General features: G+C 42.6%; 20 protein-coding genes. 13 read left to right on the top strand and 7 right to left on the bottom strand.

Annotated elements, in window-relative coordinates; all coding sequences use genetic code 11:
• Window positions 1-128: 128 nt before the first annotated feature.
• From ACMXYX_RS11165 to ACMXYX_RS11150, 4 genes are all read left to right on the top strand, one after another.
• Window positions 129-2870, top strand: coding sequence for a GNAT family N-acetyltransferase (locus tag ACMXYX_RS11165; protein ID WP_415883992.1), 2742 nt, complete (start codon window positions 129-131; stop codon window positions 2868-2870).
• Between the two features lie 180 nt (window positions 2871-3050).
• Complete coding sequence (locus tag ACMXYX_RS11160; RefSeq protein WP_415883993.1) at window positions 3051-3452, top strand: hypothetical protein; 402 nt, start codon at window positions 3051-3053, stop codon at window positions 3450-3452.
• 54 nt (window positions 3453-3506) lie between these two features.
• Window positions 3507-5015, top strand: a complete 1509-nt coding sequence (locus ACMXYX_RS11155; RefSeq protein ID WP_415906827.1) for a sensor histidine kinase — start codon at window positions 3507-3509, stop codon at window positions 5013-5015.
• Window positions 5012-5707: a response regulator transcription factor gene (locus tag ACMXYX_RS11150; RefSeq protein ID WP_415906007.1), complete on the top strand. Its 696-nt coding sequence runs from the start codon at window positions 5012-5014 to the stop codon at window positions 5705-5707. Before ACMXYX_RS11155 ends, ACMXYX_RS11150 begins: the two co-directional genes overlap by 4 nt.
• Before the next feature lie 78 nt (window positions 5708-5785).
• On the opposite strand, the gene ACMXYX_RS11145 is transcribed toward ACMXYX_RS11150, so the two are convergent.
• Window positions 5786-7066: an MgtC/SapB family protein gene (locus ACMXYX_RS11145; RefSeq protein ID WP_415906006.1), complete on the bottom strand. Its 1281-nt coding sequence runs from the start codon at window positions 7064-7066 to the stop codon at window positions 5786-5788.
• Window positions 7067-7193: 127 nt separating this feature from the next.
• On the opposite strand from ACMXYX_RS11145, the gene ACMXYX_RS11140 reads away from it, so the two are divergent.
• The 4 genes from ACMXYX_RS11140 to ACMXYX_RS11125 all read left to right on the top strand — a co-directional run bounded on the left by ACMXYX_RS11140 (window position 7194) and on the right by ACMXYX_RS11125 (window position 8745).
• On the top strand, window positions 7194-7580 hold the full coding sequence (locus ACMXYX_RS11140; protein ID WP_415883996.1) for a hypothetical protein: 387 nt from the start codon (window positions 7194-7196) through the stop codon (window positions 7578-7580).
• Between the two features lie 96 nt (window positions 7581-7676).
• Window positions 7677-8021 (top strand): hypothetical protein, encoded by a 345-nt coding sequence (locus ACMXYX_RS11135; protein WP_415883997.1) that lies wholly within the window; start codon window positions 7677-7679, stop codon window positions 8019-8021.
• 30 nt (window positions 8022-8051) lie between these two features.
• A complete protein-coding gene (locus ACMXYX_RS11130) occupies window positions 8052-8399 on the top strand; it encodes a hypothetical protein (protein WP_415883998.1) in 348 nt (115 codons plus the stop codon).
• A gap of 46 nt (window positions 8400-8445) precedes the next feature.
• Window positions 8446-8745 (top strand): DUF1330 domain-containing protein, encoded by a 300-nt coding sequence (locus ACMXYX_RS11125; protein WP_415883999.1) that lies wholly within the window; start codon window positions 8446-8448, stop codon window positions 8743-8745.
• Window positions 8746-8813: 68 nt separating this feature from the next.
• Here ACMXYX_RS11125 and ACMXYX_RS11120 read toward each other — a convergent pair whose 3' ends face one another.
• The 3 genes from ACMXYX_RS11120 to ACMXYX_RS11110 all read right to left on the bottom strand — a co-directional run bounded on the left by ACMXYX_RS11120 (window position 8814) and on the right by ACMXYX_RS11110 (window position 11635).
• On the bottom strand, window positions 8814-10661 hold the full coding sequence (locus ACMXYX_RS11120) for a methyl-accepting chemotaxis protein (RefSeq protein WP_415884000.1): 1848 nt from the start codon (window positions 10659-10661) through the stop codon (window positions 8814-8816).
• 155 nt (window positions 10662-10816) lie between these two features.
• Entirely contained in the window at window positions 10817-11218 is a 402-nt protein-coding gene (locus ACMXYX_RS11115) for a hypothetical protein (RefSeq protein WP_415884001.1), read from the bottom strand.
• 132 nt (window positions 11219-11350) lie between these two features.
• Window positions 11351-11635 carry an ArsR/SmtB family transcription factor gene (locus ACMXYX_RS11110; protein WP_415884646.1) on the bottom strand — a complete coding sequence of 95 codons (285 nt, stop codon included), beginning with the start codon at window positions 11633-11635 and terminating at the stop codon, window positions 11351-11353.
• A gap of 322 nt (window positions 11636-11957) precedes the next feature.
• Here ACMXYX_RS11110 and ACMXYX_RS11105 point away from each other — a divergent pair, with 322 nt between their 5' ends.
• The 5 genes from ACMXYX_RS11105 to ACMXYX_RS11085 all read left to right on the top strand — a co-directional run bounded on the left by ACMXYX_RS11105 (window position 11958) and on the right by ACMXYX_RS11085 (window position 17537).
• Complete coding sequence (locus ACMXYX_RS11105) at window positions 11958-14561, top strand: efflux RND transporter permease subunit (RefSeq protein ID WP_415906005.1); 2604 nt, start codon at window positions 11958-11960, stop codon at window positions 14559-14561.
• Window positions 14554-15372, top strand: a complete 819-nt coding sequence (locus ACMXYX_RS11100) for an outer membrane lipoprotein-sorting protein (RefSeq protein ID WP_415906004.1) — start codon at window positions 14554-14556, stop codon at window positions 15370-15372. The genes ACMXYX_RS11105 and ACMXYX_RS11100 overlap by 8 nt, the downstream gene beginning before the upstream one ends.
• On the top strand, window positions 15372-16661 hold the full coding sequence (locus ACMXYX_RS11095) for a hypothetical protein (protein ID WP_415884004.1): 1290 nt from the start codon (window positions 15372-15374) through the stop codon (window positions 16659-16661). The genes ACMXYX_RS11100 and ACMXYX_RS11095 overlap by 1 nt, the downstream gene beginning before the upstream one ends.
• Window positions 16662-16717: 56 nt before the next feature.
• Window positions 16718-17065: a Fis family transcriptional regulator gene (locus ACMXYX_RS11090; RefSeq protein WP_415884005.1), complete on the top strand. Its 348-nt coding sequence runs from the start codon at window positions 16718-16720 to the stop codon at window positions 17063-17065.
• 76 nt (window positions 17066-17141) lie between these two features.
• On the top strand, window positions 17142-17537 hold the full coding sequence (locus ACMXYX_RS11085; protein WP_415884006.1) for an NUDIX domain-containing protein: 396 nt from the start codon (window positions 17142-17144) through the stop codon (window positions 17535-17537).
• An 11-nt stretch (window positions 17538-17548) separates the two neighbouring features.
• On the opposite strand, the gene ACMXYX_RS11080 is transcribed toward ACMXYX_RS11085, so the two are convergent.
• The 3 genes from ACMXYX_RS11080 to ACMXYX_RS11070 all read right to left on the bottom strand — a co-directional run bounded on the left by ACMXYX_RS11080 (window position 17549) and on the right by ACMXYX_RS11070 (window position 19765).
• Window positions 17549-18565: an ABC transporter substrate-binding protein gene (locus ACMXYX_RS11080; protein WP_415884007.1), complete on the bottom strand. Its 1017-nt coding sequence runs from the start codon at window positions 18563-18565 to the stop codon at window positions 17549-17551.
• A gap of 252 nt (window positions 18566-18817) precedes the next feature.
• Complete coding sequence (locus tag ACMXYX_RS11075) at window positions 18818-19156, bottom strand: zinc ribbon domain-containing protein YjdM (protein ID WP_415884008.1); 339 nt, start codon at window positions 19154-19156, stop codon at window positions 18818-18820.
• A gap of 96 nt (window positions 19157-19252) precedes the next feature.
• Window positions 19253-19765, bottom strand: coding sequence for a hypothetical protein (locus tag ACMXYX_RS11070; protein ID WP_415884009.1), 513 nt, complete (start codon window positions 19763-19765; stop codon window positions 19253-19255).
• Window positions 19766-19791 lie beyond the last annotated feature (26 nt).

Raw genomic sequence — 19791 nt, 5'->3', positions numbered from 1 at the left:
AAAAAATTGATCTTACTCATAAGTAGTGAAAGTACTGTTTTTTATAAGACCTTGGTATATAGTTTTTGTTTTGCTGCAGTGCAGAAAGGAGTACACTGCACTCTATCCGTTTACGAGGGATTACTGGCGTGTCTACAAAATATCTTAAACGCTTTTTTAAACCAGCATCTATCGCTGTATTTGGTGCATCTGCCCGCGAAAATAGTATGGGCGGCGTGGTTCTTCAAAATTTACAAGAAAGCGGCTTTAAGGGTTCGTTATACGCGGTAAATTCTCAGGGGTATGACTCAGTTCATGGCGTTAAATGTTATAGCCAACTGAATCAACTACCTGAAATGCCCGAGTTAGCAATTATTTGTTCCCCACCGGAAACTGTGGCAGATATCATTCGCGCACTTGGCGCGAGTATGGTGAAGGCTGCCATGATCTTAACCGGTGGTCTTTCCATTGAAGATGAAAATCATCAAACTTTGCGTGATCAGGTTAGGCAAGCAGCTAAACCTTATGGCATCAGAATATTAGGGCCAGATTGTATGGGCATGCTGGTACCCGGCCATAATATGAATGCCAGCTATTCTCATGTGAATATCCTAAAAGGGAAGGTCGCTTATGTGGGCCAGTCCGGTATTTTAGGGACGGCCATGATCGATTGGGCCACCGGCCAGGAGATTGGCTTTTCTCATTTCCTTACTTTAGGTGGTGGCGCCGATGTCGATCTGCCTTCGGTGATCGATTATCTCGCTCAAGATCCTTATACCCATGCGATTTTATTGCAGCTGAATCGAGTAGATGGTTCCGCTAGGGATTTTTTATCAGCTGTTCGTTCTGCATCACGAAACAAACTGGTACTGGTACTTAAAAACGATACTTTTAGTGGCGAAAAATCCGGTACAGAACTCGCACCAGGTATCTACGATGATGATCAGGTGTACGATGCCGCACTGCGACGTGCAGGTGTTGTACGTGTTGAAACCTCTGATGAACTATTCAACGCGTTAGAAACCTTAACGCATATGAAACGTATGCGTGGTGAACGATTGGCGATTGTGTCTAATGGCACGGGACCAAACGCACTCGCGACAGAGCACTTGCTTAATAAAAATGGTCAGTTAGCGCATCTGACTGAGGAAACGGTCGAAGCATTAGCTGAAATTCTTCCGTCTCATTGGGATCGATCAAATCCGGTAGACTTAAACGCCGATGCTGACCCAGCGCGTTTTGCCGAGGCTGTACGTCTACTTACCAAAGATAAAAATGTTGATGTGGTGCTGATGGTGCATGCACCGACACGCCTGGCGCCCGGTGTTGAAACGGCAGAGCAGGTTATTCAAGTTGCTAAGAAAACCCCACGTAATGTCTTAACCTGTTTTATGGGCCGAGCAACGGCGATAGAAGCACGTAACCGTTGTAACGCAGCCGGTCTTTCGACCTTCTTAACGCCGGAAGAATCTATTGATGCTTTTATGTACATGGTTGAATTTCGCCGTAACCAAGAGGTGATGCGTCAAACGCCCCCTCCTTACATCGAGCAAAATACGCCTAACCATGTTAAGGCTAGAGATCTGATCCAAAACGCTTTGGCGGAAAATCGAGACTATTTACAGCATAAAGAAGCTTGTGCGTTATTAGATCTCTACGACATCCCAGTTTCGAATACTTACTACAGCGATAATATTAATGATGTCGTGAAACTGGCGAGGAACATTGAAAACTCTGTTAGAGTTAAAGCGCTGCACACAGATAACGTTTACCCGTTTAGTTACGATGAGCAGGGTAGTTTACGTTGGAAAGATATTGCCCAAGATCTCTATTCAGCCTCAGAGATAGAACATGCGACTACTCAACTCTCTTATCGAGTAGGTGAGAGCTATGGCCCAGAGCAACAGATGGGTTTCTGTATTCAGCAGATGAAGCGTGGTTTCCAATCCTTACAGATCAATGTAGGTATCACCCGAGATCCTACCTTTGGCCCAGTGATTGTATTTGGTGCGGGTGGGCATACGGTTGATGTACTCTCTGATCGTCATGTGATGTTGCCACCGTTGAATATGGCATTGGCACATCAGTTAATTCGCCAGTCACGTATTTGCAAAATTCTCGAAGAAAACAGCTATCGTCCTGAGCAAGATATGAAGCAGTTGTGTAAATTGCTACTGAATCTTTCTGAGATGGTGGTCGATCTACCGAACCTTAAATGCCTAGAGATCAATCCGCTATTGGTTAATAAAGCAGGTCTGTTGGCGACTGATGTTTCGGTATCGATTTCTACTGATGAAGGTGATCTATCGATCTCTCCTTATCCTGAACATCTCACCGAAGAGATTACTCTTAAACGCTCTGGCCGCAAGGCGATTATGCGTGCGATTCGTGGTGAAGATGAACCAAACCATCTCGAGTTCTATAACAAACTTAGCCCGCAATCTATCCGTCTACGTTACTTCTACAGCCGTGGTGTACCGACCCATCAGGAACTAGCGAACTGGACTCAGATTGATTACGACCGTGAGATGGCATTTATTATTTCTGTTCCACGTGAAGGTTCTAAAGAGATGGAAACTTTAGGTGTAGTAAGAGCAGTGACCGATGCCGATAACGTTCGAGCCGAATTTAGTGTCGTGATTCGCGATGATCTTCAAGGCGAAGGCCTGGGCGTCGCCTTAATGAGCAAAATTGTTGATTACTGCCGCAGCAGAGGAACACTGCAGATAATTGGCTCGACACTGCCGAACAACAAAGGCATGCAAAACTTGGCTAAGAAACTGGGTTTTGAGAACAGCTTCAATATCGAAGAAGACGTAGTCGATATGAAAATGATGCTGAATACACCCACGGAAGATTGGCAGCGCATGCGCCTTCAGTTGCCTCATTAATTAGGCAACTGATGTTTATTAGTTACCCCGTGGAAACTGGGGTGATGGTCTCGAAAGTGCCCGTCCTAATTTTTAGCCGTAAAGTATTAGACTTCACAATCCAATCCTTACAATTCACTGACATTCTTCTTTTTAAATGCGATTAGCCTAGGTTTCAAAATTCTAATAAGGAAAATTGAAATGCTAGGGCAATATTCGGAGTTCGCTTTAACTTATCTATGGGTGTTGGGATCGATAACCACGGTGACTTTTGCACTCCCGTTGTTTTTTGTGCCTTTGACTTGGGCTAAGTTGATGATGTGGAGGGTTCCTGAAGACACTGATCTAGCAGAATACTTCGGACGTTGTGTAGGCGCATTTGTATTAGTGGTTGAGTTTTTTATTCTCAAAGGCGCTTATACAGAGGGTGGTTTGCAGTTCACATTTGATATGTTGGCTGTCGTCTTCACATTAATGTTAGTAGTGCATATTTATGGGGCAATTCGGAAGATACAGCCTATTACAGAAACCTTAGAAATAGGTTTGTGGGCCTTCTTACTCTTTGTGACTTACATTTGTTATCCCGTTTCATCCGGTATATAAACAAACCTCAGTTTTAAAAGTCTCAATCTGATTTTTGATGAGCGCTTGAGGCAGGTGGTAAAAACCTGTCTCCTTTTTGAGGGGATTTTTTTAGATAAAATGAGAGGGATATCATCGCCAAATTTGGCACTTTTATTGTTAATGCTCATATCAACAATAACGTTGGCTTTACTAGGAGTAAGAGCTCTTAACCAAGAGACCGCTTTAAAACAAATAGAATCACAGCATCGTCAGGAAATGACGATGAAGGCAATCGAAATCCAGCTTGCCCAAGAGATAGAGAGTGCTTTCCGTAAAGTAAGAGAGTCGATTGAGTCTAAAAATGGTAGTCGTCATGATCTCCGAAAATTGGTGATGAGCGACGGTGCTATCGATTTAACTTTGATCTACGATGATCAACTAAATAGAGTTTTTCCCCCTGATAAAATCCAAGCATTGCCGCGAGAGCAATACCTACTCGATCAGTTTGAAGCCGTTATAGAAAAGCAAATACAAGATATTTCTTTAGTGTCAGAGCCTATTACATTATCGCTAGGGTATTCTTCAGATCTTCGCTTGTTACATTGTTGGCAATCAGAATTAAATTACTGTGTTTTGCTTAAGCAGCGATGGTTAGCAGAAGAGTTGAAAGATGCTTTACCCAGAATTGATCAAACAGATCAGTTTCAGTTAAGTTCAGTTTCACAAAATAATAAGGAAAAGGCTAACCTTGAACAGCACGGTGCCAATCTAACTTGGCCCTTAAGTGGAATTTTTATCGATTGGCAACTTATATACCAACCACTCGATGCCGACACACAACACCTTCAACCTGTATATGTAGCCATCTTATTTCCTCTAATTGTACTCATGCTAGGGCTTGGGGCTTGGTTATATTGGGTACAGCGATGCTCTATTAAAGAAAATGAAAGAAAGACTGATTTTTTGAGATTAGTTGCACACGAGTTTAAAACGCCGCTAGCAAATCTGAGGCTTTATTCAGATCTTGTTCGCCGAAGCGAGTCGCATAAAGAAACATTAGGTTATATGGATGTATTTGATGCTGAATTTTTTCGTATGCGACGCTTTTTAAATAACGCCATATTATTCGAACATGCTGACCTGGTGAGTAAGCCTAAACTTGAGACCCTTGATTTAGAGCCTTTTATCCATCAGCTGATTAACCCTTTTGAGCCACGACTGAAACATAGTGGTATCGATTTGACCATTGATATTCAATGTACAGCTAAGGTGACAGTAGCTCGTGAAGCCCTTGAATGCTCGGTGGTAAATCTCGTTGATAACCTTATTAAATACGCGCCGCACCAGCCTGCGCAACTGGATTTTTTGCTACAAAACGATAGCTTGATGATAACCTGCAGAGATGGCGGGGACGGCATCACAGCAGAGCGCCAAACAAGTTTGTTCCAATATGATCCCCAGAAAACTAAAAGCGAAGAAGGGTTTGGTCTTGGCCTTGTTGTAACAAAACAGCTTATAGAAAATGCAGGTGGTCAGATAAGTTACCAAAATGTAGAGCACTCCGTTTTTACCATTAAATTGCCGATAGAAGAAAGCCAATGAAAGTATTAATTGCTGATGATGATCTTCATCTAAACCAAGGCTTGGCGCTGTTATTACAAAAAGAAGGTTTTGAATGTCATACCGCGAAAAATGGTAAAGATGCACTGTATCAGCTTGGTGAATACAAACCTGACTTATGCATTTTCGATGTGATGATGCCCTATCTGAGTGGCATAGAGCTTTGTGCAGTTATGCGTGAAAGAGGCTTATTTCAGCCAGTGCTTCTTCTTACTGCATTTGATGAGCAAGTTGATAAGATCGAAGGTTTTCGATTAGGTGCTGATGATTACATGACAAAGCCTTTTAACCCTGATGAGCTAATTGCACGGGTCACTGCTTTGGCTCGGCGAGAACAGTACCTTAAATCGAGAGAGCCTGTACAATCGAAAACATTTCAACTAGGTGAGTTAACCGTTGATACTGACTGTATGCTACTAAGCTATGTTGATGAAAAAGTCTGCTTGAGTAAGCGTGAACTTGAGTTTTTACAGCTGCTTCACGCAAGTGGAGGGCGAGTACTATCGAAAGACGAAATTTTGGACAAATGTTGGGGTAGAGCTTATCTACCTAATAGCCGAACTTTGGATCAGTTTCTTTCGGTCTTAAGACAAAAAATGGAAAAAGATTTAGGAGCTCCCAGAATCGTACAAACGGTTTATGGAATGGGATATAAATTAAAAGGCGTCGGATAATTTTGATGGGAATATAGTTAGTTATTCCCAAATGTTCCTCGTGTTGCTTTAATTACCTTGTGTGGTCGTTAGGGGTATTTATGCTAGATGCGTAGCATAAATAGTCAGAGCGCCAAGTAAGATGGCGCCAAGCATTGCCGGTGCTGTTCGAATCGATAAGGATCTGTCACCGGCAAATATTACGATCAGCATCTTAACTAAGCTATTCACTGTAGCCGCTATAAATATTCCAGCTAAAGCAATTTCTACGTCTATCGATTTAGGTGTCTGTCTGCCTAGTGTCAGAGTAATGGGATCAACATCGGTTAAACCTGCGATGGCTGATAAAAGCAGTGTTCCTGTATCTCCAAACCACTCTGTTAGTGCTTGTGAGAGCAGCATTACCAGCATTAAGACAAACCCAAAGAAGACCGCAGAGCTTAGTGCTAGTGGGTTACGTTGAGTTTTGATGCTGTTTGTTTCTCCATCACAGTATCTAAACCATATCCAAAGTGCTGGGAGATAGAAGCCAAGCATCATTATGATCATAGAGGGCCATAGCTGATATGTTAGAGGAGCATTGATAACCAGCAATACCATCAGAATTCTTGGAAACATAGTTCCGCAACTAAACAAAATTCCGCTTGCTAGCAGGGGGCAGAGGGAACGCTGTTCCCTAGAGAGGTTAGAGAACTGGATCGTTAATGCTGTTGATGAACTTAGCCCTGCAAACACGGATGTGAACATAATGCCGCGTCGTGTGCCACCAATACGGATTGCAAAATAGCCCAAAAAAGAAATACTGGCGATCAGTACGACTAGCCACCAGATCTCATAAGGATTAATTGCGTTCCAAGGGCCATAGCCCTCATCAGGTAGGATCGGTAGCAAAACTATTGTGATTAATAATAGTCTCAAGCCAGCATCAAGTTCATACTCTTCAAGCTTATGAAGTGTCGAATGCAGCTCGGGCTTACCATCCAGAATCAACGCTACGATCACGGCGGCTGCAGAGGCAATCACAGGCTCTCCAGACACGGCGAGAGCTCCAAGCGTATAGGTAATTAATAGGCCAACAATGCCCGTGATACTGACGGTGTTGCTCTCTTTATGACGGATACTGAAGGCGACGGCGAGAATAATAATCAGCGGAATTAAGCCGAACCCAAGTAGCCAACTTGAAAAGTCCTTGGCAAGTGCAGCGCATAAACCGCCATATAATCCAGTCAAAGCAAAGGTACGAATTCCTGCAATACGGCTTCCCTCAGAGCGGTGGCGTTGAGACCATCCACGCTCAATGCCTATGATCAAGCCTAGAGCCAAGGCGATAAGAAGGGACCAGAATAGATTGATTGGTGTAGAGAATAATGAAACATCCATATTTTAATATTGAGACAGTTTTGGCGTTATCGCCAGTTAGCAAGGGTTTGTGTTATTAATAGGGTAAATGGAGGCGGAGTGAAAATCTGTCCACAATCCATTTAATCTTAGTGTTCAAGGATGAATTATGAAGAATTTAATATTAGTTGTAGGAATCATTGGTGCAGGTATGTACGTGTACCAAGCGCAGTCATCACAAGTTGATCCAAATATCACCGTCAAAGAGCTGCTTGATAAAGTTTCAACGGAGACCGTTTACCCAAGTGAAGTTGAGGTCGCGTTTAGGAATGCCGTAATTAATGTATGTGAAATAAACGGTAAAGATCTAGCTAATGGTTTTGGTTCTGTCGAGCAATGTAAATCAAATTTCCAAACCAAAGCTAGGGAGGCTTGTTTTAGCAAAATAAACAGTTTTGATAATAAAGTTTATACCTCAAGAGCCCCACTAAGATCAGACTTCAGTACTTTTTTTCAGTGTTCTATGAGGCGAATTGATATATTGGCTGAGGATTAAACGCTCAAGTAAGATGACGTTTCAATAATGGAGTAAAGTTTGGGGTTGATGATATCTATTGTTTGCCTCGTAAATAATAACTTTCAAGGAGGAGCTATGGCTGAGTCATCAGGTGGTGGTGAGTTAGGTATTGGTTTAAGGGATATAAAAAATGCTGGGCAAAGGCTTAAAGGACCTGACGGGTTAAACGAGCAGATTAAATTCAATCAGCACCAATTAAAATTGCGAGTGGTCGGTGGCTTATTTACGCTGCTGATAATGTCTTGTTTCTTCTCGTGGTTTTTCTGGATGCCTGAGTTCGTCAGGTGGGGGGCAACAGCACTAACCCTGATTTCATTTCTGATTTATCTCTTAATCTATATTCGCCAGAAAAATCGTATTGCTCGTATTAGAGAAGCTCAGTTAAAAGAGCACCGAGAAACAAAAGAGGGTAAGGTTTAACGAATAGCTGGTTGATAAGCGCAGGTTAGAATGAAAAATTTATTGTTAATTTCTCTGTGTCTATTCCCTCTTCATGTAATAGCTCAAGATAACTGGTCTCAAATTGAAGGTAGTTATGTGCTAACTGGTTCCGAACTTATCGACCCAGATCCCAGTACACCTCTTAAGACGCATCTTCGTTTTAGCCTAACGGGTAAGGTGGCTCAGGATCTCTATCAAGCGATGGATGTTGATGTGGTGATTGATGAATGCACAGGACTACCGAGTAAATCGGTGAAGGATATGCGCTGCTATTTTGAAAAGTCGGATGACAGCTATTTGTGTGATTTTTCGATTGATATAGCCGAACAAGTGATTGGTTATGGTTTAAGTTGTTAATCCCTTAGCCTTTTTAATCCTATCCAAGGTAAGTGGAGTTTTCTGTATGTCCAAAGCTTACAACATTGTGAATATTGTCAAAATTTACGATAAGAAGAAGTTCTATGAATATGTGGTAGGCCATGTTCCAACATTGGAAAAATTCGGCGGTAAGTTTCTAGTCAAAGGCGATTTCGGCGAAGTATTAGAGGGCAGCTGGGATAGTAACCTTATAGTTATTCAAGAATTTCCATCAGTGGAGTTGTTTAAAGCTTGGTATGATTCCGATGAATATCGGCCGTGGCGAGAGTTAAGACAGTCCTGTGCTGAGGTGAATGTTATTTTGACTCAAGGTTGTTCCGACTAAGTTCATTTTGGGGTTTAGAAAGAACTTGATCCAGCCAGTTGGGGCTGACTAGATCAAGCTGTTCTGAATTACACAATAAATTTAGAGACGTCCTCGCGCATCTGATGAGCTTGGGTTTCTAAGCACTCGCAGTTCCTACAGCTCTCGCATGAGTCGGACAGTAGTTGCTCAGCAGAGGAGGAGATCCGCTGTGTTGCATCTTCTACGCCTTTGACTGTGTACATCTGCTCCTCGGTTGCTCCAGCAATTTGAATCACCATTTCGCGTATCTCATCCATGGCATCTTTGTTGGATTGCATTGTTGAATTGGCTGCGCCAATGGAGTTGTTCATCGTTTCACTAAGCTTCAAGCTGCTTTGCATGGCTACTTCAGATTCTGTGACATGCTGCTGTAGGGTTTCAATCATCGATTCAATCTCTACAGTACTGCTTTGCGTGCGTTGCGCCAGTGTTCTCACTTCGTCCGCAACTACTGCAAATCCACGGCCTTTATCGCCTGCTCGGGCGGCTTCAATTGCGGCGTTAAGCGCGAGCAAGTTAGTTTGCTCAGTGATATCTCTGATTACGCTTATGACATTGCCGATCTTAGTGCTTGATTGGCTGAGTGAGTGCATTAGATCGCTGCTTCGGCTGATATTGTTGGTAAGCTTTTCCATCTGCTGGTGGGTTTCAGCCATGATCTGGCTACCTTCATTCATCTGTTGATCAGCATTGCTAACACTGTCTTGAACTTGGGTACTGCTGGATGCAATTAGCTCTACTGCAGTGACGAGTTCTTGCACGGCTTGGTTCACTGCGATTGTATTATTGCGCTGTTCCTCTATGGCCGTTTGGGAGCGTTTACTCAGCTCAACGGAATGATGTGCGCTGCTTTCTACTGTCTCGCCTTTCTCTTTTATTTCGCGAACCAGTCCTGCCGTGGTATCAATAAAATCATTAACCGAATGAGCGAGCTCGGTCACTTCATCTTGACCTGGGAGGTCTAGATGTTGGGTGAGATCACCACCGCCATGGCTGATATTAGACATTTTGGAATTAGCGGTTTGTAAGCGATTAAGTACGCGGAAGGTCTGCCATAAGAGTAAGCCAGCGATGATGGCTGTGAGGGCTGTTGCCATGCCGACACCTTGCATTCGCGAGGTATGCAAAGCGTTAGAAATAGCACCTTCAAGGTCGGTGTAGATGCCCCCAAATAAAGATTCTACTTCATGAATACTGCTGCGAAGTTCACCGCGTAATCCTGAATTTTGGTCTAAACCACGTTGTTGCAGTGCTTCTGCCAAAGCATGGGCGGTGTCTTCAAATGTCTTTACACTGTCAGCGGCAGGCAGATTGACTTGCTGCATGTAGTTATGGGTATTTTTTAGGCTTTCGCGCAGCAGAGTCTTTGAGTTGAGGTCGTAACTATTTTGGAAGTCATTTTCTAACAAGATAAGGTGCAATATCTTAGAGATTGCCTGACTATCACCGGTGTTGGCTACTTTTTGATGGAGTGTTCTTTCTGCCTGATTAAAGGCTCCACGTAAGCCACTGTCCTTATCAAGGCCAATTTTTTTATCGAGCTCTACCAGAGCTATCAGTTTTTGTTGGTAAATATCGAGCTGATGTTGTGCTGCGCCTAAGTCTTTTTGAACTTCTGGGGCGTAGGTTAATTGTGATGCAAGTGAGTCGATATTGTTACGCATAAGAGCAATACGTTTTTCAAACTTATCCACGTATTTAAGTTGTTTGCGTAAGAGAAAGTCTTTCTCGTGTCGACGTAGCATTAACATGTCGTTGGTGAGGCCCTTAGCAACAGCGTATTGCTGACCCAAACCAGAAATACGGCTGCTGGTCTGCCAGAGCATCCAAGTCATAGCAGCCATAGCAACAATGACCAACAGGGAAACAAGAATAAAAGCGCGGCGGATGGACATAGCTACCTCCTTGTCGTGGGCTTACTTCCATGTCATAAAACTGTAATGAATTTGAATATAGTCAGAGAATGGGGAAGTTGCCAAAAATTGTAGGAGGTTTTTTTTGGGGTGAGGTTTTAAACAAGAAAGCTTGAACAAAAGTGCTTTTTTAAAGCTTAGGGATTTAGTTGTGTTAGCAGCGTACGGGCTAGTTTTTCCATCTTATCTAGACTGATGTCGGCTTTTTTCAAAAAGGCAGGGTCATAGTGATCGGGATTAGACCAGTGTTTACCACTGATTTGGCAACGTTTGGCTAACTTATCAATCCCAAGGTCTTCGAGGGTAAAGCCAAGTTTTGTCCATAACAGGGATAGGTGGCGCTCTGTTTTATGGTCCCGTTTACCGCAATCATCTAACTGGCGCATATAGACTGCGGTCTCACGTGCTGCAGTGATGACACTTCTAAGAGCAACGATAGATTCTTGCTTGCGTGCTTCGTTGGCGCGGTAGAGATTAGCAAGCCATTTAGTCGCGTGATTAAAAAGATCTGAGAGCGCTTTTCCCGGTAGTAAGTCCATAAGTGTTAAAGCATTTTCAATCCGTTGGCTGGAAAGTCTAGGTTGACTGGAGGCGTTATAAAAAGCAAGGAAATACTGTTGTGACTAGTGTATTGGATAGGCATAAAAAAAGGCCGCTAAGCGGCCTTTATTTTAAAGAGAAGCACAGAACATCTCATGTAGGGTGTGAATAATCCGTTTCGCAGTATCCCCTTGTAGGGAATAATAGATGGTTTGTGATTCCCGACGGGTTTTCACTAGTCCATCTTTCCTTAGTACTGCCAGGTGCTGGGATAAAGCAGACTGGCTTAAATCTAGGCAATTATTCAGTTCAGTAACTGAAAGCTCCTTCCCATCCAGATAGCATAGGATGAGTAGTCGACTTTCATTGCCTAGCGCTTTCATTAATTTTGCAGCCTTGCCGGCATTGGTTCTCATAAGTTCCAATGTTTCCGGATCTAAGGTCGCGTTGTTGGTCTCGTTCAAGTTAACACTCCGAAGCGCTGTATTGTTTTTATCTATGGGCTCACAACGGATTAGTCTACGAACTCTTCGGTTCATTTGTTTGACTTAATCCAGACTTCATCCCCAATTTGCAGCTTCTGTCGATTTTTATATCAACTTATAGTTATGAATAGTGCATTTTTTATAACAGAGTGAATGATACCCCAGATCCACTTATATTCGCAATTTGACTATTATTTCTTTTATATATTAGTATTATCTAATATTTGTGGGTTTTGGTCGAATTGAGGGGAAAATGAGGGAAAAATCTAACTGGTTGGTCTTACCAATGCAAAGACCTAAGTTTGTTTTTGGGTTGATCTTAGCGCTTGTTTTTACAGCACTTTTACCGATTTCAAATATTAAAATTGATACAGACCCAGAGAACATGCTGCCTCACGACCAGGTTGATCGTATGTTTCATGATCAAGTGAAGCAGCGCTTTGGCTTACATGACATGATTGTAGTTGGGATTGTGAATACCCTACAGGAAAAGGGGGTATATAACCCTGAAACGCTATCGGTGTTGTATGATATTTCTACAGTTGTTGATTCCATGGATGGGGTGGTTCGCCAAGATTTATTGGCATTAAACACAGTTGATAACATTCGTCAGTCATTTGAACAGGACGGAGCCATCTTGTTTGAATGGATGATGAATACTTCTCCTTCAACTCAGCTTGAAGCAGATAAAATTCAAGCCGCTGTCGAACGTCTACCACTGTTACAAAATACTTTGGTATCGGCAGATACCAAAGCTGCTGCTATCTATATTCCGATCATTAATAAGTCAGAAAGTTATCGTTTAGCGGGCGAGATTCAAGCAGTAATTGATGAATTAAAACTGAAATATCCAGATTCGGGTAACGAATTTCATATTGCGGGTTTGCCTGTTGCTGAAGATACCTTTGGGGTTGAGATGTTTATTCAAATGGCAATCTCTGCACCTTTAGCTGGTTTAATGATTTTTGCCCTTATGTGGCTTTTCTTTCGCTCAATGTTGTTGATTACAGCGCCTATGCTGGTAGCCATGGCAACAGTTATTGTGACTATGGGCGCATTGATAGGGCAGGGTTATGCCGTACATATCATGAGCTCGATGATCCCTATCTTTTTGATGCCTATAGCTGTTGTAGATTCAGTGCATTTACTCTCTGAATTTTCTGATAGATATAAACCGGGGGAAGATCCAAAGCAGGCGTTAAAAGAGGTACTAGGCCATCTATTCACACCGATGCTGTACACATCGATCACATCTGCAGTGGGTTTCGCCTCTTTGGCGTTAACCCCGATTCCACCTGTACAAATTTTTGGTCTGCACGTTGCGTTTGGCATTATGTTGGCCTTTGTTCTGACCGTTTTCCTTGTTCCAGCATTTATTGTGAGTCTATCGCCACAGCGTTTACAGGCGCTTAAAGATCATTCGGTGAGAGAGGGTTCATCGGAAAAACTAAGTTGGCTACTGAGCGCTGCAGGGAGTTTCTCTACTAACCGCTCTAAGGGGATCCTGATTGTTTTTTCGCTTATATCAGCGCTATCGATTTATGGTGTAAGTACCATTCAAATTAACGATAACCCAGTGCGTTGGTTTAAAGAAGATCACCGCCTACGTATAGCAGACCGGGTTATGAACGCTCATTTTGCTGGGACTTATAATGCTTACCTTGTGCTGGAGAAACCGTCTGAACAATTAGGTGAGTCTTTTTGGAAGGAGCTAACAAGCCAGCCGTTGCCTGAGGCGGTATTGATGAAAATAATTCAGCTGCGAGCACAGACGCAGGCGTATTCACCGAGTAAACGTTTACAGGCGCTTGCCCTTGCATTCGATGATCTATCTTTTGATGACCCTGCTAATGAAGCCTTATGGCTTAGCTTGCTGGACAAGGTTGAAGTAGCTCAGCAAGAGGCAAAGTACTTTCTCTCACCTGAAGGTTTAGCGTATCTAGATCAGCTACAGAGTTACTTAGATCAATCTGAACTTGTGGGTAAAACTAACTCTCTAGGTACCTTACTTAAAACGGTTAATCGTGAATTACGAGGCGGGACTGATGAACAGTTTATATTGCCTTCTGACGCTTCTGCAGCCGCTCAAACGGTACTGAGCTTTCAATCTTCTCATCGCCCTGATGACCTTTGGCATATGGTTACACCTGAGTACGATGCCACTTTACTGTGGCTGCAGCTCAGAAGCGGTGATAACCAAGATATGAGTCAAGTAATTGAGCTGGTTGATCGATTTGTGTCTGAAAACCCTCTACCGCAAGGTGTTCAAATGAATTGGGCGGGGCTGACCTACATTAACGTCGTTTGGCAAGAACAGATGGTAAATGGCATGTTGAACAGTTTGATCAGCGCGTTCTTTATGGTGTTACTGATAATGGTGATTCTGTTCCGTTCAATTAAGATTGGTTTACTCGCCATGCTGCCCCTTACGGTCACCATCTTGGTTATCTATGGCCTGATCGGTTTTATTGGCAAGGACTATGACATGCCAATAGCTGTGCTATCGGCATTGACCTTAGGTCTATCTGTCGATTTCGCTATCCATTTTTTGGAGCGCTGCCGTGCTATCTATCGACGTACGGGCAACTGGCCAAAAACAGTTAATGAAGTTTATCAAGGGCCTGCTAGAGCGATTAGTCGCAATGCAATAGTGGTTGCAGTCGGTTTTACCCCCTTACTTTTTGCACCGTTAGTGCCTTACATCACAGTTGGATTTTTCTTGGCGTTAATCATGAGTATCTCTGCGATTGTCACAGTGATTTTACTGCCTGCCGTGATCCACTTGATTAGAAACAAAGCCTCACTTTTTGGTGAACCAAAGAGCAGCGTATCCACAGAGGAAAAGCAAAATGTATAAACCTCACTTTTTAAAAACAACGCTCTTTGGGGCTTTGGTAAGTGTGTTGGCGACTAATGTGAGCAACACGCTGGCCGCGGATTTAACGGATGCAAACGAGATTGTTGCCAAGGCAAATTTGACTGCATATTACGCCGGAGATGATGGACGATCTGAAGCGCGGATGTTAATAAAAGATAGTCAAGGGCGAGTGCAAAAACGGCAATTTACGATCTTAAGACGAGATCGAGAGGATGGCGGTAAGCAGGATTTTCTGGTTGTCTTTAGCCGTCCATCAGATGTGAGAAATACAGCGTTCTTAGTTGCTAAAACACCCGGTAAAGATGATGACCGTTGGTTATATCTTCCAGGGCTAGATTTGGTTAAACGTATCTCTGCTGGTGATAAACGAACTAGCTTTGTTGGCTCACATTTCTTTTATGAGGATGTATCTGGACGTGGTATCGAAGAAGATACCCATCAATTGATCGAAACAGGTGGAAGCTTCTATCAAATTAAAAGCACGCCTATAAAAGCTGCAGAGGTTGAGTTTAGTGGTTATTCCTCATGGATTAATAAACAAAATTATCTGCCGGAAAAAATTGAATATCTCGACGATAACGGCCAGCTTTATCGCCGTATTGAGGTAATCAAAAGCGATGTGATTCAAGGCAATATCACAGTAATCCAATCCAAGGCGATGGATCTGCGTAGTGGAGCTGAAACAATCATGGAGTTCCGTTATCAGAAATATGATCTGGGTATGGAGCAAGCTGTGTTTTCAGAACGTTCATTGCGTAAGCCGCCTCGCCAGTGGCTTCGGAGGCAGTGATGTTTCGGGCAAGCTTATTTCTATTAGGCCTTATAGCCGTTAGTTCTGCAGCACAATCTGATGATTGGGAGCAAAGTGATTGGGATGACGAGGCTAGCGAAACTACCCAGTGGCATGGATTTATCGAATTGGGTGCAGGTGGGCGATTCAGTAATGATCCTGTTTTAGATGAAGATGAAACCCTTGCTGAACTTCGAGGACGGGTAGAAACAGAACTCTTCTCGAACGATAACCGTTATAGTTTCAAAGCCGATCTTTACACTGATGGGGTGGAAGGAGCTACTCAATTTAATCTAAGGGAAGCATTGGCTGATCTACAACTTAGTGATTCGTTGGATCTGCGTTTAGGACATCAGGTATTAACCTGGGGAACGGGTGATTTGTTGTTCCTGAATGATCTATTTGCAAAGGATTGGCAGTCATTTTTTTCTGGGCGCGATGATGAATACTTAAAAGCGCCATCGACCAGCATCAAACTTGCTTACTATGGTAATAAAGCGAATTTAGATTTGGTGTGGACGCCTGTTTTTACTAATGATCAATTTATTAACGGTGAGCGTTATTCCTATTTCTCACCTTTGGTAGGCCAGCAGGTAGCCTCTCCTGAATATACGTTGGTTCCGGATTATCCCCAAGAAAGCTTTACAAACGGTGAATTCGCGGCGCGTTTCTATGGGAATGCGCAATGGGGAGCGAATAATACCGAATGGGCTTTATATGCCTATAGAGGCTTTTGGAAACAACCCAATGCACTTAATACCCAAGGTGATACCTATTTCTCGCCATTAAAAGCTGTTGGGGCAAGCTTAAGAGCCAATATCGGCAAGGGAATAGGGCACGGTGAAATTGCTTGGTATAAGGGTGAAGACGACCAAGGATCAAATCCGCTGCTACCCAATAACCAAGTTCGCTTTTTAGTCGGATATGAGCAGGAACTATTACCGAAATTTACAGTAGGGTTGCAGTATTATCTTGAACACACACAAGATTATGCCGCGCTGATTGCTAATGATGGCAACTCACCTTATCGACCAGATAAGAACCGCGAACTATGGACGCTGCGCCTAAATTATCGGGCTTTGCAGGATAATCTAACACTCAGTTGGTTTAGTTTTTATTCGCCAACAGACGATGACTACTATCATCGACCTTCGGCAAAATATCGTTTCAGTGATGAGTTACAACTGATCGTTGGCGCGAATCTTTTTGGTGGTCAAGAAGCACATACCTTCTTCGGTCAATTTGAAAATGCATCTAATCTTTATGCGAGGATCAGGTGGGGTTATTAATGCTAAATCAGTTATGATCATCTTTCCTAGAAGCTATGGTTATTTCGAAAAGCGAAATGAAAAAATCAGATAAAAAACTAGAAAAAACACTCCGTGAAACGCTGACTGAGGTTTGTGATATTGCGTTGGAATCAGTACCAGGTTTCTGCTGGATTACTCATAAAGTGGATTTTTCTCGTTACCCTGAATCCCTAAAGGTTGTTGCTGTCTTTGATGATGAATCACTTCTAACGCTTGCTAGAAATGCCCATGAGGATCAGTTTTTAAAAAGTTTAATCACCGAAAAACTGGCTCAAGCAGGTGTAAAGCTAAATAAGCCCACTCAACAGATTATTTTCGATTCCGAAGAAGCCTGCGAAGATGCTTGTGGTGGTGATTGGAGCTTAAGGTTAAATCGCTATTAACCCTTCTTTCTCATTATTGCTAAACGAAAACCGGCATTTTCGCGTATGACCCCCGATTACTTGGTTGAAGCTTTCTATGTCTAGTCCTGTTGAATGCGTCTGTTTTGTTGTTGTATCGGGTAGCAAGGTTTTATTTGAGCGTCGCTATTACGAAGATTCTGTATCTACTTACCGAATTAATATACCGGGCGGCCATATCGAGCACGGAGAATCCCAAGAGCAGGCTTTGTTTCGTGAGATTAATGAAGAATTGGGTATTATACCGTTATCTTATGGTTTTTTAGGTTCTCATAATTTTGAGTTAACAGCGAAGCAGTTGCTGCATTACTATTTGATCACTCAATGGAAAGGGGAATTGAAAGCGCAGGAGGGGCAACGTTTGCAATGGTTAGAACCTCGTACGGGGCTTGGGATAAATTCTGTAGATCAAAAGATCTTGGATGTAGCTGGCCTTTGGAAAGCACATACCTAATCATAAGTAGGTCAGGGAAGGTAAATTGCTTTATCTTGAAGGTGGGTGGGCAATTGGATATTCCATTTTTTTAATTGCGAGCGGCTGAAAACAAACTGACCTTGATTGCTGATAACCGGTTCAGATCTCTGATCTTCTTCATTTTGTAGTGTTCTTAACGCAATGGTTGCAGCAGCTTTACCCTGAGAATAACCGTCTAACACGAGTCCACCAATCGCCATATCCTTTCCTACTGAGAATTCCCAAAATGCAAAAATGGGGATCATGGAGTTTTTTGAAGTCCATTTAATGATGTTTTTAGAGGGTACATGAACCCCCTTAGCATCGGTAATTGTGTGATATAGACCGAGAATAATGGCATCGAATTTTTGATCTGAAGCTTGCAGAATAGCTTCCTGCCATTGATTTTGTTCAGCGATAAATTTTACATGGACTGTTGCTGACCCAATTCGCAGTTTATTTTTGTCCTGAAAGACCTCTTTAGCAATCGTTTTTGAGGTGGTACCGGTATCGAAAAGAATTAAAACCTTTTCCATCGGTTTTTCTGTCATTTCTTGTAAGTACATAACCGAGCGCTTCATCAGAGGGCGCTCTAGAACCCCAGATATGTGTTTAGGCAGGAAGGTATATTCAAAATAGTTACGGGGATTATTATTAATACCTAAATAGACAACAGGCGTCTGTTTTCTAGCAAACTTAGGCCCCAAAAATTTTAATGCATTGTCATCGCCTAGAATAACTAAGTCTGGCTCACTCTTTAGATATCTGTCCCATGCTGCTTCAGCCTGTTTAGGGTGTAGATTTGGAGGTAGCCGCTTGGTATCCATTTCAAAGAATTTTATGGTGGCGTAATCTTGAAGCGTATCTTGGATAGCGCGGCGATAGTCTGCATCCCACTTAAATGATGCGTGATAGCTCTCAATCACAAGCACCTGTTTTTTTCCGTCAGCGAAAGTTTGCGAAGAGGAAAGTGAAAATAGCAGGAGCATAGTGCAGAGCAAATAAGACAACTTAATTATTACTGCCAAATCAATGTCTTCCTTAATCGTTGCTAGCAAGTATACGAAGTATAGGAGTGATTATGGTACAGCGCTTAAATGTTGTTGAATTACAGGGGATAAGGTCAAGTTTGTGGCATTAAGCTTGGTTAAAAATACCAGTCAATAGATGCTTAGATAATATGGAGAAACCAAGTTTCTCTGTTGTGATTTCTTCTAGGCGGGGGCAGCTGAGTCATTAATACTGGTAAGCAATGCCTACCAGTATTAACAAAGAATGAGTTAAGCGCGTTTGACAAACTTAGCAGTTACCATCATATCGCCTGCACCATCCACTTTGCAGTCCAGCTCGTGATCTTTACCTTCAACGATACGCTTGATCACTGCTTTTGTTCCGATCTTTAAGACTATGGAGCTGCCTTTAACCTTAAGGTCTTTGATTAAAGTTACCTTATCGCCATCAGCGAGTTGCGTGCCATTGGAATCTTTAACAACAAAGACGTCCTCTTCAGCATCCGCTTCAGTAGGGTTCCATTCATGAGCGCATTCAGGGCAGATCAATAGCTCTTGATCTTGGTAAACAAATTCAGAATTACACTCAGGGCAAGGTGGTAAAGACATACTTTCTACTTCTTTAAATTAGTTGAGTGTGAATGGTAATAGTTATAAGAAAACTAAGCGAGTGATTTGCAGCGCTTAGATTACGATAGTGGCCAGTTAATTGAGATGGATAGCATTTTCTGTCCTTAATTTAGGCCTCTGCAAAGGATAGTTTATCTGAGCAATAATGGCGTGCAATGAGCGCCCTCCTTGACCTTCTAGTTCCAGATCTAACCAAGTTAGAATTGCGGTTTCATGCTCTACCATGGATTGGAGAATTTCATGATCCTGGTCAGGCCCCAGCTCTGCTATCTCTTTAAATCTTTCAAGGTATTGCAAGACCATAGGTTTAAAGGTGGCAATAAACTGCTCCCAGCTACTTTGTAGATATAGTTCTACGAAACCTAGTATTTGGGCTTCGTCAATTTCTTCGTACAGATCGATATGGTAACGGTACAAAAAAGGTCTGAGACGTGCCTTAGTTTCTGTTTCTAGTTGCAATAAAGTGCCAAATTTATATTTATCGGTAGAGTTTTTAGCCACCTCGTATAGAGCTAGTGATGCCGCTTCACCGAAAACTTCGCTGTCTAATAATTCCCTCAGGCACTGCGGATATAGATTGGTATTCATTGCATGCTCCTTAATCATTGAACGGT

The organism is Neptuniibacter sp. QD72_48 (assembly GCF_047778065.1).
In the GTDB taxonomy this organism is placed as follows: domain Bacteria; phylum Pseudomonadota; class Gammaproteobacteria; order Pseudomonadales; family Balneatricaceae; genus Neptuniibacter.
Note: the sequence above shows the minus strand (reverse complement) of the source record. Positions and strands in the feature narration are given on the sequence as shown.

What these genes read in the sequence shown, in the direction of transcription:
- ACMXYX_RS11115 (WP_415884001.1), bottom strand. Translation starts at nt 11,218, where the DNA reads ATGGACTTACTACCGGGAAAAGCGCTCTCAGATCTTTTTAATCACGCG.
- ACMXYX_RS11135 (WP_415883997.1), top strand. Translation starts at nt 7,677, where the DNA reads ATGGCTGAGTCATCAGGTGGTGGTGAGTTAGGTATTGGTTTAAGGGAT.
- ACMXYX_RS11145 (WP_415906006.1), bottom strand. Translation starts at nt 7,066, where the DNA reads ATGGATGTTTCATTATTCTCTACACCAATCAATCTATTCTGGTCCCTT.
- ACMXYX_RS11095 (WP_415884004.1), top strand. Translation starts at nt 15,372, where the DNA reads ATGTTTCGGGCAAGCTTATTTCTATTAGGCCTTATAGCCGTTAGTTCT.
- ACMXYX_RS11085 (WP_415884006.1), top strand. Translation starts at nt 17,142, where the DNA reads ATGTCTAGTCCTGTTGAATGCGTCTGTTTTGTTGTTGTATCGGGTAGC.
- ACMXYX_RS11140 (WP_415883996.1), top strand. Translation starts at nt 7,194, where the DNA reads ATGAAGAATTTAATATTAGTTGTAGGAATCATTGGTGCAGGTATGTAC.
- ACMXYX_RS11075 (WP_415884008.1), bottom strand. Translation starts at nt 19,156, where the DNA reads ATGTCTTTACCACCTTGCCCTGAGTGTAATTCTGAATTTGTTTACCAA.
- ACMXYX_RS11150 (WP_415906007.1), top strand. Translation starts at nt 5,012, where the DNA reads ATGAAAGTATTAATTGCTGATGATGATCTTCATCTAAACCAAGGCTTG.
- ACMXYX_RS11160 (WP_415883993.1), top strand. Translation starts at nt 3,051, where the DNA reads ATGCTAGGGCAATATTCGGAGTTCGCTTTAACTTATCTATGGGTGTTG.
- ACMXYX_RS11100 (WP_415906004.1), top strand. Translation starts at nt 14,554, where the DNA reads ATGTATAAACCTCACTTTTTAAAAACAACGCTCTTTGGGGCTTTGGTA.
- ACMXYX_RS11110 (WP_415884646.1), bottom strand. Translation starts at nt 11,635, where the DNA reads ATGAGAACCAATGCCGGCAAGGCTGCAAAATTAATGAAAGCGCTAGGC.
- ACMXYX_RS11130 (WP_415883998.1), top strand. Translation starts at nt 8,052, where the DNA reads ATGAAAAATTTATTGTTAATTTCTCTGTGTCTATTCCCTCTTCATGTA.
- ACMXYX_RS11090 (WP_415884005.1), top strand. Translation starts at nt 16,718, where the DNA reads ATGAAAAAATCAGATAAAAAACTAGAAAAAACACTCCGTGAAACGCTG.
- ACMXYX_RS11120 (WP_415884000.1), bottom strand. Translation starts at nt 10,661, where the DNA reads ATGTCCATCCGCCGCGCTTTTATTCTTGTTTCCCTGTTGGTCATTGTT.
- ACMXYX_RS11105 (WP_415906005.1), top strand. Translation starts at nt 11,958, where the DNA reads ATGAGGGAAAAATCTAACTGGTTGGTCTTACCAATGCAAAGACCTAAG.
- ACMXYX_RS11125 (WP_415883999.1), top strand. Translation starts at nt 8,446, where the DNA reads ATGTCCAAAGCTTACAACATTGTGAATATTGTCAAAATTTACGATAAG.
- ACMXYX_RS11070 (WP_415884009.1), bottom strand. Translation starts at nt 19,765, where the DNA reads ATGAATACCAATCTATATCCGCAGTGCCTGAGGGAATTATTAGACAGC.